Origin of the sequence: Streptomyces sp. NPDC056835 (assembly GCF_042789485.1) — a bacterium.
GTDB lineage: Bacteria > Actinomycetota > Actinomycetes > Streptomycetales > Streptomycetaceae > Streptomyces.
Genome location: NZ_JBHUBB010000003.1, coordinates 250,995 through 267,461, shown reverse-complemented (window position 1 = coordinate 267,461; position 16,467 = coordinate 250,995). Strand labels below are relative to the sequence as shown.

Genomic DNA, 16,467 nt, shown 5'->3' with positions numbered 1-16,467 from the left:
TCGAGTCCACACTCAGATCCGCTTCCAGATCAAGATCAGGCTCGATCATGTCCACCGGATAACCCGTACGCTCCGCCACCACCGCCAACACCGCGCCAAGCACCGCCGCACGGTCCAGCACCGGACCGGCGGCGGGAGGCTCAACGGCGGCGGCGGACGCGGGCGCGGGCAGTTCGGCGACCTTCGTGGTGAGCAGTCCGGCGATCCCGGCGGCGGTACGGGCCGCGCTCAGCCCATCCAGCTCCGCGCCGCCATCGACCGGCAGCCCCAGCCTGACCGCCAACTCACCCGCGATCTCCGTCCGCTTGATCGAGTCCACACTCAGATCCGCTTCCAGATCAAGATCAGGCTCGATCATGTCCACCGGATAACCCGTACGCTCCGCCACCACCGCCAACACCGCGTCAAGCACCGCAGCACGGTCCAGCACCGGCCGAACAGCGGCAGGAGCGGGCGCCGGAGCGGCGGTGGTGACGACGGCGGTCGCCGGGACGGGCGCGGGCAGCTCGGCGGGGGCGGACAGCTGTGGCGCGGCGGCGTAGACGGGCGGCCGGTCCGCCGGGACGGCCGCGGGGCCGCCGAGATAGCTCAGCATGACGTCTCGCTGCGCCGCCACCAGGTCCCGGCTGGTGCGCAGGAATTCGGCGACGAGTGCGTCGGGACCGGACGCCGCGGCGCCGTGGGGGGCGTAGTTCTCCGGCACGATCAGCTCCGTAACGGGTCTGGCGGGGTGCAGGGCGTTGGTGGGGATGGTGCCGTCGGCGAGACGGACGAGCTGGCCGTCCACCGTCCAGCCGGCGGTGCGCTCGAGGACCGCGGTCCCGGGGTCGACCGCGTCGCGTCCCTGGAAGAGCCGGCCGGTGCGGACATCGGCTCCGCTGACGGCGAGCCGGGCCAGGGCGGTGAGGAAGCCGGTCAGTCCGGCGCCCCGGCCGCCGTCGAGCGGGATCGTGCGGTGCGGGCGGTCGCCGAGGACGGCGGAGACCAGCCTGCTCAGTACGCGGCCGGGACCCACCTCGGCGAAGACCCGGGCGCCCGCCGCGTACATGGCCTCGATCTGCTCGGTGAACCGGACGGGCGCGCCGATCTGCGCGGCGAGACCGGCCCGGATCGCCGCGGGCTCCGCCGGATACGACTCGGCCGTGCGATTGGCCCAGACGTCGAAGGTGGTCGGGTAGACGGTCATGGACTCCAGACGGTCGGCGAAGGCGTCGCCCGCGCCGGCCAGCAGGGGGCTGTGGAAGGCACAGGCCACCTGGAGCGGTTTCGCCGAGTGCCCGGCGTCCCGCAGATGGGTCACAGCGGCGGCCATCGGCTCGGTGGGTCCCGAGATGACGGTCTGCCGGGGCGCGTTGCGGTTGGCGGCGACGACGTCCTCGGCGAGACCGGCCAGCCGCAGCACTTCCTCCACCTGCTCGACGGTGGCGGTGACGGCCGCCATCGTGCCGGCGTCACCGTCCGCCACGTGGGCGAGGATCGCCTCGGCGCGGGCGGCGCTCGCGGTGAGGACGTCCTGGGGTGCGAGCGCCCCGGCCACGCCGAGCGCGACCAGTTCGCCGTAGCTGTGGCCCGCGGCCATGGCCGGGCGTACGCCGACCGAGGCCAGCAGTTCGGCAGCGGCGAGTTCGACCACACCGAGCGCGGGCTGGGCGACGGCGGTGTCGGTGATCCGGGCCAGCTGGCCGGCCTTGGTCTCCTCGTCGAAGGCGGCCGGCGGGTACAGCGCGTCCGCCCAGCGCGCGCCGAGCTGGAGATAGCGCTGCAACTCGGGGAAGGTTACGAAGAGTTCGGCGAGCATGCCGGGGCGCTGGCTGCCCTGTCCGGGGAAGAGGAAGGCCAGCTTTCCGGGACCCTCCCCGTCGGCGCCCGTGCCGTCGGTCGCGGTGCGATCGGTGCCCGTGTCGTCGGTCGCGATGTCGTCGCGGACATGCAGCCCGGCCTCCGGATCGTGCTCCCCGTCGGCGGCCCCGCGCAGCAGCTCGGGCAGCGCCGCGAGGCTCTGGGCCACCACGGCGATCCGTACCGGCTCGCCACGTACCGCGGCCTGGTCGGCGCGGTGGGCGGCGTGACGCGCGTAGTCACGCAGCCGCCAGTCGCCTCCGCGCTGGATCAGGTCGAGCAGCGCACGGGCCGCGCGGCGCGCCGCGGCGGCGTCCCGGCCACGGAACGTGAACAGCTCCGCGGGCCAGGTGTCCAGCGCATGGGCGGGCGGCGCCTGGTCATACGCGCGTAGAACGACATGGAAATTCGTGCCGCCGAATCCGAAAGCGCTCACTCCCGCGATTCGGTCCGCGGGCTCCGCGGCCCACGGCCGGGCGGCGGTGTGGAAGACGAACGGGCTGCTGTCACCGTCCCAGGCCGCGTTGGGTTCGCGGACATGCAGGGTCGGCGGTTTCACTCCGTGGTAGAGGGCCAGCGTGGTCTTGATCAGTCCGGCGAGTCCCGCCGCGCACTTGGTGTGGCCGATCTGGGACTTCACCGAGCCGACCGCGCAGCCGGCCGGCTCGGCTCCCGCTTCGGTGAACACCTCGGTCAGCGTGGCGAGTTCGGTGCGGTCACCGACGACGGTGCCGGTGCCGTGGGCCTCGATCAGACCGACATCGGCGGGGGACACACCGGCGTTGCGGTAGGCGCGGGTGAGCGCGGAGCGCTGGCCCGCCGGGCGGGGCGCAGTCAGACCGAGCGCCCGTCCGTCGCTGGCGCTGCCGACGCCGTCGATCACGGCGTAGATCCGGTCTCCGTCACGCTCGGCGTCGGCCAGCCGCTTGAGCGCCACGCAGGCCACGCCCTCGCCGAGCGCGATGCCGTCGGCGGCGCCGTCGAAGGTGGCGGAGCGGCCGGTCGGGGAGAGCGCGTGCACGGAGGAGAACAGCAGATAGTCGTTGATGCCGTTGTGCAGGTCGGCGCCGCCGCAGAGCACCAGATCGCTGGTGCCGGTGACCAGTTCCTTGCAGGCCACGTCCACGGCGGTGAGCGAGGACGCGCAGGCCGCGTCGACGGTGTAGTTGGCGCCGCCGAGGTCGAGCCGGTTGGCGATCCGGCCCGCGATGACATTGGCGAGCATCCCGGGGAAGGAGTCCTCGGTCAGCCGGGGCAGCTGCTCGTCGAGGGCGGACGGGATCGTGCCGACGTAGCCGGGCAGCACCGTGCGCAGGGTCGTCGCGTTGGACAGATCGCTGCCCGCCTCCGCGCCGAACACCACGGAGGTACGGGCGTGATCGGTGTCCGCGCCGTCGTAGCCGGCGTCCGCGAGCGCGCGCCGCGCGGCCTCCAGCGCGAGCAGCTGTACGGGTTCGATGCTGGCCAGCGAGGCCGGCGGGATGCCGTAGCGCAGCGGGTCGAAGGGGATCTCGGGCAGGAATCCGCCCCAGCGGGAGGGGGTGCGCTCGCCGTCGCCGTCCGGCGCGTAGTACCGCTCCGCGTCCCAGCGGTGGGCCGGGACCTCGGTGACGCAGTCCTTCCCCGCCAGGATGTTGGCCCAGAACTCAGCGAGGTCGGGGGCGCCGGGGAACATGCCGGCCATGCCCACCACGGCGATCCGCAGCGGCTCGGGGGCGCGCTCCGCGTCCTCGTCCACCCGGTCGAGGCCGAGTGCGGTGCGCAGTCCGGCGGCCCGGGAGCGCAGCCATCCGGCGGCCCCGTCGGAGACGGACTCGTGGAGCGCCGCGACGGTGGTGACGGACTCGCGCAGGACGCAGACCTCCCCCGCCATGAACATGCCCTCGTCGGACTGGCGTGTCTCGTCGACCGGCCGCAGCTCGTCGCCGATCCGCTCGATGCCCTTGCTGGCGAGCCGGAGCCTGCCGACGTTGAACCGCTCCAGCTGTTCCCAGATCTCCCGGTCGGGCACGCCCTGTTCGCGCAGTTCGGCCTTGAGGTGCGCGAAGTCGTCGGTGATGGCGCTGTGGGCGCAGCGGGTGGCGTGCCCGGGGGCGGTCTCCAGCAGGTCGGTCCGCTCGGCGGCGACGATACGGCGCTGGAAGAGCGGCTGGATGGCACCGGCGGCGACCGCCTCCTCGGTGAAGAGGTACGCGGTGCCCATCAGTACGCCGAACGCGGCTCCCGCGCGGGTCAGCGGGGCGGCGAGGGCCGCCGCCATCGCGGCGGAGCGCGCGTCGTGGATGCCGCCGGCGAACAGCACGGTCAGCTCGGCGGCGGTCTCGTCACCGGTCTCGGCCAGGAAGTCGAGCAGGACCTCGGTCTGCGCCTCCCACAGCGGGAAGCTGTTGCGCGGTCCGACATGCCCGCCGCACTCGGCGCCCTCGAAGATGAACCGGCGCGCGCCGGCCGCGAGGAACTGCCGCAGCAGCCCCGGGGAGGGCACATGGAGGAAGGTGGCGATGCCCTCCGCCTCCAGGGCGGCGGCCTGGGCCGGCCTGCCGCCCGCGATGATCGCGTGCGTCGGCCTCAGCTCCCGTACGACCTCCAGCTGAGCGGATCGGATCTCCTCGTCCGCGAACCCGAGCACACCGACTCCCCAGGGGGCGTCGCCGAGGGCGTCGCGGGTGCGCTCCAGCATCGTCCGGGTGCGGTCCGCGTTCGCGAGTGCCAGCGCCAGGAACGGCAGGCCGCCCCCGGCCGCGACGGCGGCGGCGAACTCGGGCTCGTCGCTGACCCGGGTCATCGGCCCCTGGGCGATGGGGAATTGGGTGCCGAGCGCCCGTGCGCCCGGCGAGCCCGCGGCCAGCGCGGCGGCGGGCAGGTCGTCCTCGACGGCCGCGGATATCGCCGCCCTGACGCCGCGTATCGCGTCGCCCACCGACTTCCAGCGCCGGGCGAAGGAGGCCGCGAGGAAGGCGTCCTGACCGACCGGCAGGAACTGGGCGCGCAGGTCGTCACTGCCGACCCTGGCCGCGAACTCGGCTGGATCGGCGGGGAGTTCGGGGGCGCCGGGGCCACGGCGGCGCAGCACCCGCGTCCCGTGGTGCAGCACGGTCTCGGAGCCGTCGAGTCCGGTGAGCGCGCCGGTGAGCTCCGCGGGCAGGCCCGCCTCGTCGAACAGCGCGAGCTGGGTGTCGAGTACGACACCCGCCGCGCCTCCCGCGACAGCGGCGGCGGCCGTGTGTGGCCCGATGCCACCCCATGCCCAGACCGGCAGCACGATGTCCGGGTCCGCCAGCACTCGCTGGAGCAGGACGAACGTACTCAGCTCACCCGCCCTGCCACCGCTTTCCGCACCGCGCACGATCAGCCCGGCCGCCCCGGCCGCGGCGGCCTGCCGCGCGCCCGCCGGATCGGTCACCTCCACCAGGACCCGGCGGCCGGCGAACTCCCCCGGTGTGCGCCCGGGGTCCGCCAGCAGCACGGTGTCCACCGGCTCGGGCAGATCCGCCGCGGTGACCGTGCAGCCCGGCCGTATCCGCACACCGAACGGCAGCGACGACCAGCGCAGGGTGCGGTCGAGTGTGTCGGCGACGCTCCTCGGGTCTCCGGTGGGAAGCTCCAGCACACTGAGCGCACCCGCACGCGCCGCGGCGGCCGTCAGCCGTGGCGACGAGCGGTGCAGCGGGTTGACGGCGATGACCGACTGAGGCAGTGAGGACTCAATGGACGCGACGGATTCCGGCATCCGCATGAAGTCTCCCGGATCGAAGTGGGGGGTTGACCGTGGGGGGCAGACCATGGAGGTTGACTGGCCGGTAGTTAACTGGCCTTGCCTCCCAGGGGTCAACTCGTCACAGTGAGCGACGAGTTACACATCGCCGTCGGCCCACACACTCCGTAGCCGAAGAACCCTCGCGAGGGGGCAGCAATCGGACGTCTTCCCGGGGCCGCAATCCGCGGATCACGTGTGCGATATCGGCCTGTCATGCCCATGAAATGCAGGATCTGTCTCCGGGCCGTCGACTGTGCCGCACATCACAGTACGCGGGTCTCGCTTTCCATAGTCCGCCGGGCATGCCTACACGGCGTGACGGTGTTGCAGAAACGCTTCAGCTGGCTGGGCGCCATGCCGTCGTGACGCTTGAGCAGGAGATAGATAAATCTTATAGTTGCCACCGCATCAGTGAACGCGGCGTGAACCGGAGGAAGAAGAGTGAGGAACGTTCCATCACAGCTCTTCCTGCCCATATGCCCGCCGGCCGGCACCCGCTGACATACACGTCCCCACGCGCTCGTACCCCTTTTCCGTGACAGCTCCGGAAACCGTACGGGCAGGACCGGGTAACGCCCCCTCAACACCATGAACAGCACCGTAGATCAACGGTTTCCCCTCGCGACCCGTTCCCTTTCGGTGACCATTCCTTCCCGCCCCACCACGGGTATGTGGAGTGAGATGACAACCCCTCAGATTTCCATTGTCGTACCGTGTTTCAACGAGAGCGAGGTGCTCGGTACCTTTCACACCGCTCTGCTCGCCGCCCTCGAACCGACCCGGCGGACTTTAGAGATCTGCTACGTGGACGACGGCAGCGCGGACGGAACCAGAAGACAGCTCAGCGAGCTGGCGGCGGCGGACCCGCGCGTCCGCTACACCTCCTTCAGCCGCAACTTCGGCAAGGAAGCCGCCATGCTCGCGGGGCTGCGCATGTCCCGGGGCGACGCGGTCGTGCTCATGGACGCGGATCTCCAGCACCCCCCGGAGCTGGTGCCCCGCATGCTGGAGCTGCACCGGCACGGCTACGACCAGGTCGTGGCGCAGCGCGACCGGGCGGGCGAGAGCGCCCTGCGCACCGCGCTCAGCAGGGTCTACTACCGGCTGGTGCGGCGCTGTATGGATGTCCATGTCGTGGACGGGGCAGGTGATTTCAGACTGCTCTCGCGCCATGCGGTGAACAGCGTGCTGTCCCTGCCGGAGAGCAACAGGTTCTCCAAGGGAATCTTCTCCTGGATCGGCTTCGACACGGCGAGTTTCACCTACCGGAATGTCAAGCGCGCGGCCGGCACCTCGAAATGGGGCGGCCGGAATCTGCTCAACTACGGCATCGACGGGCTGCTCTCCTTCAACAGCCGCCCGTTGCGTCTCGCCATCCATACCGGCCTCTGGCTCTTTCTCTCCGCGCTCGTCTACGCGCTGTGGATCATCGCGAATGTCGCCCTGAACGGTGTGGACGCGCCTGGCTATACGACCCTCATGACCGCCATCGTGGCGCTGAGCGGAATTCAGCTCGCCACGCTCGGTGTCATCGGCGAATACGTCGGGCGGATTTACCACGAGGCGAAGCGCCGTCCGCACTATGTGGTCCGGGAAACGGACTCGACGCGTACGCCCTTTCCGTCCGGTGCGCCGTCGGCGGCTTCCGTGGGACAAGCCCGTTCGGAGCGATAAGGCACCGGCGGCCGGCCGCGATCCCGCCGGAAACGGAACGTCCCCGCCCGCTCTCCGAAGCCCCGAAAGCCCCGTCCCCTCTCGAAAGGCAGTGGTGTAGATGGCCGCGGGCGCGTCAAGCGTCATCATCCCGGAACAGCCGGGCGACAGAACCGGGCGGGAGCGGGAGAACGGCCGCGGGCCATCCGCACCCTCCGCACGTTCATGGACGGGATACGGGGTACTGGGCCTGCTGACACTGCCACTGGGCCTTCTCGGGTCGGCCTTCTGGCTCGGCCGCCATGTACGTCCCAGCGCGGACGAGTGGTGTTTCCTGCCCAGCGTGCGCGATCACGGCATCGCGGCGCTGGTCGGGAAGTTCTACTTCACGGACAACGGACGGCTCGGCAACGGCCTGCTGGTCGGGCTGTACGCGAAGTTCGGCGTCGCGGGCCACCAGTGGTTCGGCCTGGTCAGTGGTGTGGTGATGCTGGGGCTGCTGTGGGCCGTGACCGTACTGCTGCTGCGCCTGGCGGGCCGGACCGCGCCGCGCGGGGTACCACTGTTCGTGGCGTCGATGGTGACGGTGGTGTTTCTCTTCGCGAGCCTCAACACGTACAAGACGTTCTACTGGCCCGCCTCCTCCGTCTCGCACACCGTCGCACCGGTACTGGCGTCCGCCGCGACGGTCCCCCTGCTGTGGGCCGGATCGCGCCGGGGACGCGTCGTCGCGGTGGCCTCCGCGCTCGTCGCGGGCGCCTTCCTCGGCACGCTCTCGGAGGAGACATCGGTCGTCGCGCTGGTCGTGCTCACGGCCCTGCTGCTGCTCAACCGCCGGATCCTCGCCCCCCGCGTACGGGCCCAGGCACGCGTCTGGTGTCTGGCCGGTGTGGCCGGGATCGGGATCGGCACACTGCTGCTGCTCACCTCCCCCGGATCGCGCAACCGCCGTCAGCGGTTCGACGCGGGCACCGCCTCGATGTTCGCGCCCGAATCGCTGGCGGACTCGCTGGACGGGTACCTGGACATCCTCGGGTCCCTGCTCACCACCTGGCAGTATCTGGGCGCCCTCGCGGCCGGTGTGCTGCTGGCGCTGCTGACCGGGAACCGGGAAGGGCGCGCGCCGGTGCTGCTGCCGTGCCGCCCGCTCTTCCTGCTGGGCGCCGGCACCGTCACGTTCCTGGTCGCCGGATACCTCTGCACGGTCATCACGTACCCACTCTTCGGATCGCATGTGGTGACCGCGCACCGGACCTGGAACGACTACCTCCTGCTGTATGTCGCGCTCCTGGTGGTCGCCGGAGCACTCCTGGGGCGGGCGCTGCGAAGGCACACGGGGAGTACGGGGCGTACGGGCGTCGTCGCGACAGCCGCCGGGGCGGCGATGTGCGTCGCGGTGTGCGTCGGACTCGCCTTTCCGCTCGGGGAGTTGGGCGAGAACATGCGCGTACGGGCCGAGAAGTGGGACCACCAGGACCAGTGGCTGCGGGAGCGGGCGGCGCGCGGCGCGCGGGTCCTCCCGTACAAGCCGCTGTCCGTCAGCGGGATGGGTGAGCCGTTCGGGGGCAGGGGAAGCAGGGTCTGGCCGGCCCGCTGTGTCGCCGACTACTACCACCTGAAGCGGATCACCTATACGGAGAGGCTTCCCTGATCCCGCCGCCCGTCACCGGCACCCCCGGCACCGGTTCGTGTGGGATGCTGAAGTCTCCGCACGTCCCCTTCTTCCCCCCGAGGCACTATGCGCTGCGTCATCGCCCGCTTCCCCTTCGAACTGGTCAAGAGCGAGGTGCAGCAGGCGATGAAGGGCATCAAGCCCGAACCCATCACCGGCGAATCCGTGGTCATCGGCCGCCGTGCCTACCCCGTCAAGCAGGTGGGGGAAGTCATCACACGGCAGGACCGCCGCGATTTCACCTCCTCCGAGGTGACCAGGGCACTGACGCGGCTCGGCTTCACCTGCCACGCCGTCCCGGCTCCCGTCGCTCCGGAGCCGCTCACCCCGCTCGAAACCGCGTCGGCGCTGCTCGGCCCCGGCGTGCGGGACTGATACACGCCGGACGGGCCGCGGGCGGCGTTTCGTACACTCACTCAGGGCGCCGCCCGCGTAGTAGAGTCGGCGCCCATGTCGAAGCCTGATCATCTGCTTGTTGACATCGCCACCACCGTGGAGTCCGAGCAAAGCAATCAGATGTCCCTCACCGTGGTCGTCCAGGGCGCCGTCATCACAGGACGGCTGGCGCCGGAAGTTGTGTGGAGGGAGCGGGTCGCCGAGGTCCTGGAGGACTCCGAGCGGCTGGGACCGTTCGCCGCCGTCTTCGGACCGGCCGGCGCGGATACCCGCTCACCACGGCCGGACGAGCCGCCCACCCATCTGCATTTCCATGTCGCCCGAATCCTCCAGGGAAGTCTCGGGATCCCGGAGACCGGCGGCATGTACCGCATCGCCATCGGGGATGTGAACGCCTGGACGGTGGGAGACCTCAGCTACTCCGACGGCTGAGACCGTCCCCTCCCCCTCCGAACCCTCTTGGGCCGTATCGGTACGGCACACCACAGCGGAGGAGCCCCGGTACCAACTCGGTACCGGGGCTCCTCCGCTGTGTCGGCCCCTGGCTCAGGCCGTGCCGTTACGGGGTGACTGGCGCTGCGCGCCACCGGTGCGTGCCTTGGACGCGGAGCCGGCGGAGGTGCGGCGGCCCTGGCCCCCGCGACCACGGCCACGGGCCTGGGAGGGGCCGCGCTTGGCCCGCTCGGCGACCGGCGCGGTGATCGTGACCGGAACGCCCGAGGGCGCCTGGGCACCCGTGATGCGGCTCAGTTCGGCCTCGCCCGAGCGGACCTGGGCGGTCCGCGGGGTGATGCCCGCGTCAGCCATCAGCCGGCTCATCTCGCGCCGCTGGTTCGGCAGGACCAGCGTGACGACACTGCCGGACTCGCCGGCCCGTGCGGTGCGCCCGCCCCGGTGCAGATAGTCCTTGTGGTCGCTGGGCGGGTCGACATTGACGACGAGGTCGAGATTGTCGATGTGAATGCCGCGGGCCGCCACATTGGTGGCCACCAGCACCGTGACATGGCCGGTCTTGAACTGCGCGAGGGTACGGGTGCGCTGGGGCTGGGACTTGCCGCCGTGCAGCGCGGCGGCGCGCACGCCGCTGTTCAGCAGATGCTCGGTGAGCCGGTCGACGGCGTGCTTGGTGTCCAGGAACATCAGCACCCGGCCGTCGCGCGCCGCGATCTCGGTGGTGGTGGCGTACTTGTCGGCGCCGTGTACGTGGAGTACGTGGTGCTCCATCGTGGTGACCGCGCCCGCGGACGGGTCGACGGAGTGGACCACCGGGTCGTGGAGATAGCGGCGGACCAGGAGGTCGACATTGCGGTCGAGGGTGGCGGAGAACAGCATCCGCTGGCCCTCGGTGCGCACCTGGTCGAGCAGCGCGGTGACCTGGGGCATGAATCCCATGTCGGCCATCTGGTCGGCCTCGTCGAGCACCGTGATGGCGACCCGGTCCAGCCTGCAGTCGCCGCGGTCGATGAGGTCCTTGAGCCGTCCCGGGGTGGCGACGACGATCTCCGTGCCGCCGCGCAGCGCGCTGGACTGCCGGCCGATCGACATACCGCCGACGACCGTGGCCAGCCGCAGTTTCAGCGACCGGGCGTACGGGGTGAGCGCGTCGGTGACCTGCTGGGCCAGCTCCCTGGTCGGAACGAGGATCAGCGCCAGCGGCTGCTTGGGCTGGGCGCGCTGTCCGGCGGTACGGGCCAGCAGCGCCAGGCCGAAGGCGAGGGTCTTGCCGGAGCCGGTACGCCCGCGGCCGAGAACGTCCCGGCCGGCCAGCGAGTTGGGCAGCGTGGCCGCCTGGATCGGGAACGGCTCGTTGACCCCCAGGCCGGTGAGCGTCTTGAGCAGTTCGGACGGCATGTCCAGATCGGCGAAGGCCGTGACCGCGGGCAGGGCCGGGGTGAGGGTGACCGGGAGGGCGAACTCACCCTTCAGCGCGGCGGGGCGCCGCGCGGAGCCACCACCGGAACGGCCCGGGGCTCCGGAGCGTCCCTGGGAGCCGGAGCGGCCGGCGGCACCCGAGCCGAAGCGGCTGCCCCGGCCGGAGCCGGCGGAGCCGCCCGTACGGGTTCGGGAGTAACGGTCGTTCGTACGTGCTGCGCGGTTCATTCAGAACCTTTCTCGATGGGCACGTATCGAGAATTCTCGGCAAAAAATCCGCGCAAAGAATCGCAAGAACGAGCCGATACATACAGAGACCAGAGCCGCGCCGGGGCGGAAAACAGCCGGAACCGTGCGTCGCGTTCCGGGCACCGTCATGGCGCATGGAACGGGCTCTGTGAAAAGCTTGGGAAAACATGGGAAAAACGGGAGAACATGGAAAACAACGAGCTGGGGCCCGCCTTTCCAGGTGCGGACCCCAGCTACGTCAGAATTCAGCGTCAGGCGGGAACGATGTTCTCCGCCTGCGGGCCCTTCTGGCCCTGCGTGACGTCGAAGTTCACCTTCTGGCCCTCCTGCAGCTCGCGGAAGCCCTGGGCGGCGATGTTCGAGTAGTGGGCGAAGACGTCGGCGCCGCCGCCGTCCTGCTCGATGAAGCCGAAACCCTTTTCCGCGTTGAACCACTTGACGGTGCCACTGGCCATGTTGATCTCCTTCGGGGCATATAGCCCGGAGGTCCGCACTGTGCGCACCTCACGTCGCCGCGATGATTACCCCGTCCGGAGAATGCCCGGAAATACAAAAGCGCACCCACCGGCACATAAAGCCGGTAAGAGCACTTGAAGTCTTTGGGAACCACAACTGCAACTGAGATCAACAGTAGCACGGCGCGAGCTGCCGGGCACAGCGGGCATTATCACTCCGCCCGCCGTGCCACAAATCTTCATCACTCATCAAGCTGATTTCTGCGTCAGCGACCACAGATATTGGCGCCGCGCGGCCGGCCGGGCGGGAAACGGGCCGCCGCGTACCGTGGTACGGGTGTGCTGGAGTGCGACAGCCGATCTTGTGGCGGGCGCCGGTATCACCGCGGTCGGCGTGGCCTGTATGGCGCGCGTCCACAGGGCCCGTGATCTACCGCTCGCCGCGCTGCCGCTGCTCCTGGGCGCCCACCAGATCATCGAATCGGTCGTGTGGCGCTCGGGCGGCGGCGCGGGCCCGGCCACCCTCGCCTGGGCCGTGATCGCGCTGCCCGTACTGGCGGTGTGGGTGCCGTTCGCCGTCCTGCTCGCCGCGCCGCCCCGGGCGAGGCGCCGGCTGATGATCCCGGCCGCGATCGGGCTCGGCACCGCGGCGGCGCTGTCGTACTTCCTCATCCATCGGACGGTGACGGCCGAGATCCGCGGCCACACCGTGGGGTACGCGCTCGGTCTCCCGCACACCCCGCTGTTCGTGGTGGCCTATCTCCTGGCCACGGTCGGCGCCCTGCTCATGAGCGGCGATCCGGCGGTACGGCTGCTCGGCCTGGTCGTCGGGTACGGAGCGGTGCTGTGCGCGGCGCTCTGGCGGCTGGAGTTCATCTCCACCTGGTGCGCCCTCGCGGCGGTGGCGTCCGTCCTGGTCCTCGTATGGACCCGGCGCCTCCCGGCGGTCCACCGGCCACGCACGGGCTGACATACGAACAAAGGACCGCCTCCGCCCACGCGGTACGTCCACCCGCGCGCCCGGCCAGGATCCCTAACATGAGAGGGCTCCGGCGGTCGCCGCGTGGCCCGGGTCTCGGGAGGGACGTCATGAGCAGCGGTACGCCCGACCCGGCCCTTACGCCGCGTCCACCCCGTACGCCACGCTTCACCGCCGACTTCTCCTCCACTGAGCAGTGGGTCGCGGGGCGCTCGTGGGCGTATCCCGACGGCGGGCCGACCAATCCGGGAGACAACAAGCTCGATCATCTCGTACCCGACGCGGAGTACAGCCGCGGTGGCGTCTTCCGGGCGACGTCGCGCTCCGACGGCTACTGGAACGCGGGGCTGCTGACCACCGAGGGCAGCCCCGAGGAGTTCACCATCCGCACCGGCGACGTGCTGGAGACGCGCGTACAGCTGCCCACCGAGACCGGCGCGTGGCCCGCGATCTGGACCTGGCTGGACGGCGGGAACGAGATCGACATCTTCGAGTACCACCCGGACAACCCCCATCTGCTGGAGCTGTCGAACCATGTGCGGGGCAGCGAGCGCTACTACACCCACCCGGCGATCGGCCCCGGCGCCCGGGTGGAGCTGAAGGTGGAGTTCCGGTCCAGGACCGTCGTCTGGTGGGTCAACGGCCGGCGCGTCTTCGCCGATGGCAGGGGCGTGGGCCGCGACTGGCGGGCCCATCTCATCGTCAATCTCTCCGTCTGCGCCGGCCGGTACCACCCCGCCCCGCGGCCGGGGGTGACCGCCATGTCGTACCGGGTCGACTACCTGCGGGTGTACGGCGCCCGCGGCTGAACCGACATGCGGGCCGGGGGCCGGTGCGCGAGACTCGACAGCACGATGAACGAGGACGCTCAGAAGACGGACACCCCGGCCGGGGACGAACGGGACGAGAGGTATCTGCCGATCGCCGAGCACGGTCTGATCGGGGATCTGCGGACCGCGGCGCTGGTGGGCACCGACGGCCGGATCGACTGGTTCTGCGCTCCCCGCTTCGACGCTCCCAGCGTCTTCGGGTCCCTGGTGGACGCGGAGCGCGGCGGCTGCTGGACCATCCGGCCGGTGTGCCAGGTCTCCACCCACAACCAGTTCTACTTCCCCGACACGAACATCCTGATCACCCGCATGCTCACGGCCGACGGCATCGTGGAGGTCCAGGACTTCATGCCGATCGTGCGGGAGCAGGACCCGTACCACCGGCAGCGGCTGGTGCGGCGGGTGGTCAACGTGCGTGGCCGGATGCGGCTGGGGGTGCGGATCGCGCCGCGGCTGAACTACGGCCGGGACCGGCACCGGCTGGAGCGGATGACCGACGGCGTACGGTTCATCGGCGACGTCCTCGCGCTGTCACTGCGGTCCTCCATCCCACTGGAACTCGACGACACCGACGCCTACGCGACATTCGACCTCGATGAGGGCGAAACCGCCCTGTTCGACCTCGAAACGGACTACGCCTCCGAGTCCGTCGCCGCGGACGCGGGCATCGGCTCGGCCGCCGGGCCGGTCCCGTGCGCGGTCGACGCCGAGGCCGCCGAGGCGCTCTTCCTGGCCACCAAGGACTTCTGGCGCCGCTGGCTGCGGCAGTCCACGTACACCGGCCGCTGGCGGGAGATGGTCCACCGCTCGGCGCTGACCCTCAAGCTGCTCAACCATGAACCGACGGGTGCCATCATCGCCGCGCCGACGCTCGGCCTTCCCGAACAGCTCGGCGGCGCCCGCAACTGGGACTACCGGTACGTATGGATCAGGGACGCCGCGTTCTCCCTGTACGCGCTGTTGCGGATGGGCTTCACCCAGGAGGCCCAGGGGTTCATCAGCTGGCTGGCCGAACGGCTGCGGGACGCGTCGGACGGCAGGGTGGGCCCGCTGCGCGTCGTGTACTCGATCGACGGTCACCACCATCTCCCCGAGGAGGTGCTGGGGCATCTGGAGGGATACCGGGGCTCGCATCCGGTGCGTACCGGCAACAACGCCAGCGACCAGCGCCAGCTGGACATCTACGGCGAACTGATCGACTCGATCTATCTGTTCAACAAGTACGGCGCGGGTATCACGCACGAGAGCTGGACCGATCTGTGCGAGATCCTGGAATGGCTGCTGCGGCACTGGGACAGCGCCGACCAGTCCATTTGGGAGACCAGGGCGGGCCAGCAGCACCACACGTACTCACGGCTGATGTGCTGGGTCGCCGTCGAGCGCATGATCAGGATGGCGCGCCAGCGCGGACTGCCCGGGGATCTGGTCCGCTGGACGTCCGCCCGGGACGAGATCTACCACCAGATCATGGACCGGGGCTGGGATCCGCGGACCCGTACCTTCGTCCAGCGGCTGTCCGTCGAGCCCGGCCGGCCTCCCGAGAGCATCCTGGACGCCTCGCTGCTGCTGATGCCCATGGTCAAGTTCATCTCACCGGTCGATCCGCGGTTCCTGTCCACCGTCGAGGCGATCGCCGACCGGCTGGTCATGGACAACCTGGTGTTCCGGTACGACCCGTCGGAGGCCCCGGACGGGCTCGACGGCTCCGAGGGCACGTTCTCGATCTGTTCGTTCTGGTGGGTGGAGGCGCTCGCCCGCACCGGTGAGGTGGAGCAGGCGCGGCTGGCGCTGGAGAAGATGTTCACGTACGCCAACCATGTGGGCCTGTACGCCGAGCAGATCGGGCTGACCGGCGAGCATCTGGGCAATTTCCCGCAGGCGTTCACCCACCTCGCCCTGATCAGCTCGGCGATCAACCTCGACCGGGCGATGGGCTGAGGGCCGGACCGGAAGGGAGCGGACAGGAACCATGCCGGCGTCACGTCACCCCGTACCCGGGGCCCCCTGCTGGGTGAGCCTGATGGCCCGCGACCTGGAGGCGGCCCAGGCCTTCTACGGCGCGGTCCTCGGATGGACTTTCCGGCCCACGGCCCTGGGCGACGAGTTCAGCCTCGCGCTCAACAACGGCGCGGCGGTCGCCGGGATCGGGGCTCTCGCTCCGAGTCTCCAGGCCGCGGTCGCCTGGACCCCGTACTTCGCCGTGGAGGACGCCGACCTGGTCGCCGCCCGTATCCGGGAGCGGGGCGCGACCGTGGCGGTAGGACCGCTCCCCATGCATACGGGCCGTGCCACCCTCGCCGCCGATCCGGACGGCGCCGTGTTCGGTTTCTGGGAGGGCAGGACCATCGCCGGCTGGTCCGTGGGACGGGGCAGCGCGCCGGCGCGGCTGGAGCTGCGTACCAGGGACGCGTTCGCCGCCGCCATCTTCTACGGGCAGGTACTCGGCTGGGGTTCGGACGAGAAGGAGTGCTGCGAGGTCCACTACGAGGACGATCAGGTGCTGGTGCGCGAGGGGGCGCACACGGTCGCGGCGCTGCGCGGCGGAGCGATCGAGAGCGCCCCGAACCCGCAGATCAGACCGCGCTGGCATGTGTACTTCCGGGTGGCCGAGGTGAGCACCGCCGCGCGGGCCGCCGCCGAGGCCGGAGGGGTCGTCGTCACTCCGCCGGGCCTCACTCCGGCCGGGGAGGAGGCGACCCTCCGGGACCCCGACGGCGGCCTCTTCACCGTCACCTCGGGGTGAGGGCGCCACGCGCGCAGGGGTC

11 protein-coding genes are annotated in these 16,467 nt (G+C 70.7%); 8 read left to right on the top strand and 3 right to left on the bottom strand.

Annotated features, from left to right (window positions below; genetic code table 11):
* Positions 1–5,575, bottom strand: a 5,575-nt coding sequence (locus tag ACFRMN_RS05625; RefSeq protein WP_383013663.1) for a beta-ketoacyl synthase N-terminal-like domain-containing protein, incomplete at its 3' end; no start/stop codon positions are given.
* A gap of 702 nt (positions 5,576–6,277) precedes the next feature.
* On the opposite strand from ACFRMN_RS05625, the gene ACFRMN_RS05620 reads away from it, so the two are divergent.
* The 4 genes from ACFRMN_RS05620 (at position 6,278) to ACFRMN_RS05605 (ending at position 9,749) form a co-directional block, all read left to right on the top strand.
* A complete protein-coding gene (locus tag ACFRMN_RS05620) occupies positions 6,278–7,270 on the top strand; it encodes a glycosyltransferase family 2 protein (protein ID WP_383013660.1) in 993 nt (330 codons plus the stop codon).
* Positions 7,271–7,370: 100 nt separating this feature from the next.
* Entirely contained in the window at positions 7,371–8,900 is a 1,530-nt protein-coding gene (locus tag ACFRMN_RS05615; protein ID WP_383013657.1) for a DUF6056 family protein, read from the top strand.
* Positions 8,901–8,987: 87 nt separating this feature from the next.
* On the top strand, positions 8,988–9,296 hold the full coding sequence (locus ACFRMN_RS05610) for an SCO5918 family protein (protein WP_383013654.1): 309 nt from the start codon (positions 8,988–8,990) through the stop codon (positions 9,294–9,296).
* 75 nt (positions 9,297–9,371) lie between these two features.
* A complete protein-coding gene (locus ACFRMN_RS05605) occupies positions 9,372–9,749 on the top strand; it encodes a hypothetical protein (protein ID WP_383013651.1) in 378 nt (125 codons plus the stop codon).
* A gap of 114 nt (positions 9,750–9,863) precedes the next feature.
* Here ACFRMN_RS05605 and ACFRMN_RS05600 read toward each other — a convergent pair whose 3' ends face one another.
* Both ACFRMN_RS05600 and ACFRMN_RS05595 read right to left on the bottom strand, forming a co-directional pair.
* The gene (locus ACFRMN_RS05600; RefSeq protein WP_383013648.1) at positions 9,864–11,417 is read right to left on the bottom strand and encodes a DEAD/DEAH box helicase; all 1,554 of its coding nucleotides are present in this window, start codon (positions 11,415–11,417) and stop codon (positions 9,864–9,866) included.
* Between the two features lie 272 nt (positions 11,418–11,689).
* Positions 11,690–11,893, bottom strand: coding sequence for a cold-shock protein (locus tag ACFRMN_RS05595; RefSeq protein WP_014061102.1), 204 nt, complete (start codon positions 11,891–11,893; stop codon positions 11,690–11,692).
* 337 nt (positions 11,894–12,230) lie between these two features.
* Between ACFRMN_RS05595 and ACFRMN_RS05590 the strand changes: the two genes are divergently transcribed.
* From ACFRMN_RS05590 to ACFRMN_RS05575, 4 genes are all read left to right on the top strand, one after another.
* Positions 12,231–12,863 carry a DUF6629 family protein gene (locus ACFRMN_RS05590; RefSeq protein WP_383013645.1) on the top strand — a complete coding sequence of 211 codons (633 nt, stop codon included), beginning with the start codon at positions 12,231–12,233 and terminating at the stop codon, positions 12,861–12,863.
* 119 nt (positions 12,864–12,982) lie between these two features.
* Positions 12,983–13,681, top strand: a complete 699-nt coding sequence (locus tag ACFRMN_RS05585) for a beta-glucanase (RefSeq protein WP_383013643.1) — start codon at positions 12,983–12,985, stop codon at positions 13,679–13,681.
* Positions 13,682–13,726: 45 nt separating this feature from the next.
* Positions 13,727–15,640: a glycoside hydrolase family 15 protein gene (locus ACFRMN_RS05580; protein WP_383013640.1), complete on the top strand. Its 1,914-nt coding sequence runs from the start codon at positions 13,727–13,729 to the stop codon at positions 15,638–15,640.
* Between the two features lie 31 nt (positions 15,641–15,671).
* Complete coding sequence (locus ACFRMN_RS05575) at positions 15,672–16,445, top strand: VOC family protein (protein WP_383013637.1); 774 nt, start codon at positions 15,672–15,674, stop codon at positions 16,443–16,445.
* Positions 16,446–16,467: the final 22 nt, after the last annotated feature.

What these genes read in the sequence shown, in the direction of transcription:
- ACFRMN_RS05585 (WP_383013643.1), top strand. Translation starts at nt 12,983, where the DNA reads ATGAGCAGCGGTACGCCCGACCCGGCCCTTACGCCGCGTCCACCCCGT.
- ACFRMN_RS05620 (WP_383013660.1), top strand. Translation starts at nt 6,278, where the DNA reads ATGACAACCCCTCAGATTTCCATTGTCGTACCGTGTTTCAACGAGAGC.
- ACFRMN_RS05595 (WP_014061102.1), bottom strand. Translation starts at nt 11,893, where the DNA reads ATGGCCAGTGGCACCGTCAAGTGGTTCAACGCGGAAAAGGGTTTCGGC.
- ACFRMN_RS05605 (WP_383013651.1), top strand. Translation starts at nt 9,372, where the DNA reads ATGTCGAAGCCTGATCATCTGCTTGTTGACATCGCCACCACCGTGGAG.
- ACFRMN_RS05600 (WP_383013648.1), bottom strand. Translation starts at nt 11,417, where the DNA reads ATGAACCGCGCAGCACGTACGAACGACCGTTACTCCCGAACCCGTACG.
- ACFRMN_RS05580 (WP_383013640.1), top strand. Translation starts at nt 13,727, where the DNA reads ATGAACGAGGACGCTCAGAAGACGGACACCCCGGCCGGGGACGAACGG.
- ACFRMN_RS05610 (WP_383013654.1), top strand. Translation starts at nt 8,988, where the DNA reads ATGCGCTGCGTCATCGCCCGCTTCCCCTTCGAACTGGTCAAGAGCGAG.
- ACFRMN_RS05615 (WP_383013657.1), top strand. Translation starts at nt 7,371, where the DNA reads ATGGCCGCGGGCGCGTCAAGCGTCATCATCCCGGAACAGCCGGGCGAC.
- ACFRMN_RS05575 (WP_383013637.1), top strand. Translation starts at nt 15,672, where the DNA reads ATGCCGGCGTCACGTCACCCCGTACCCGGGGCCCCCTGCTGGGTGAGC.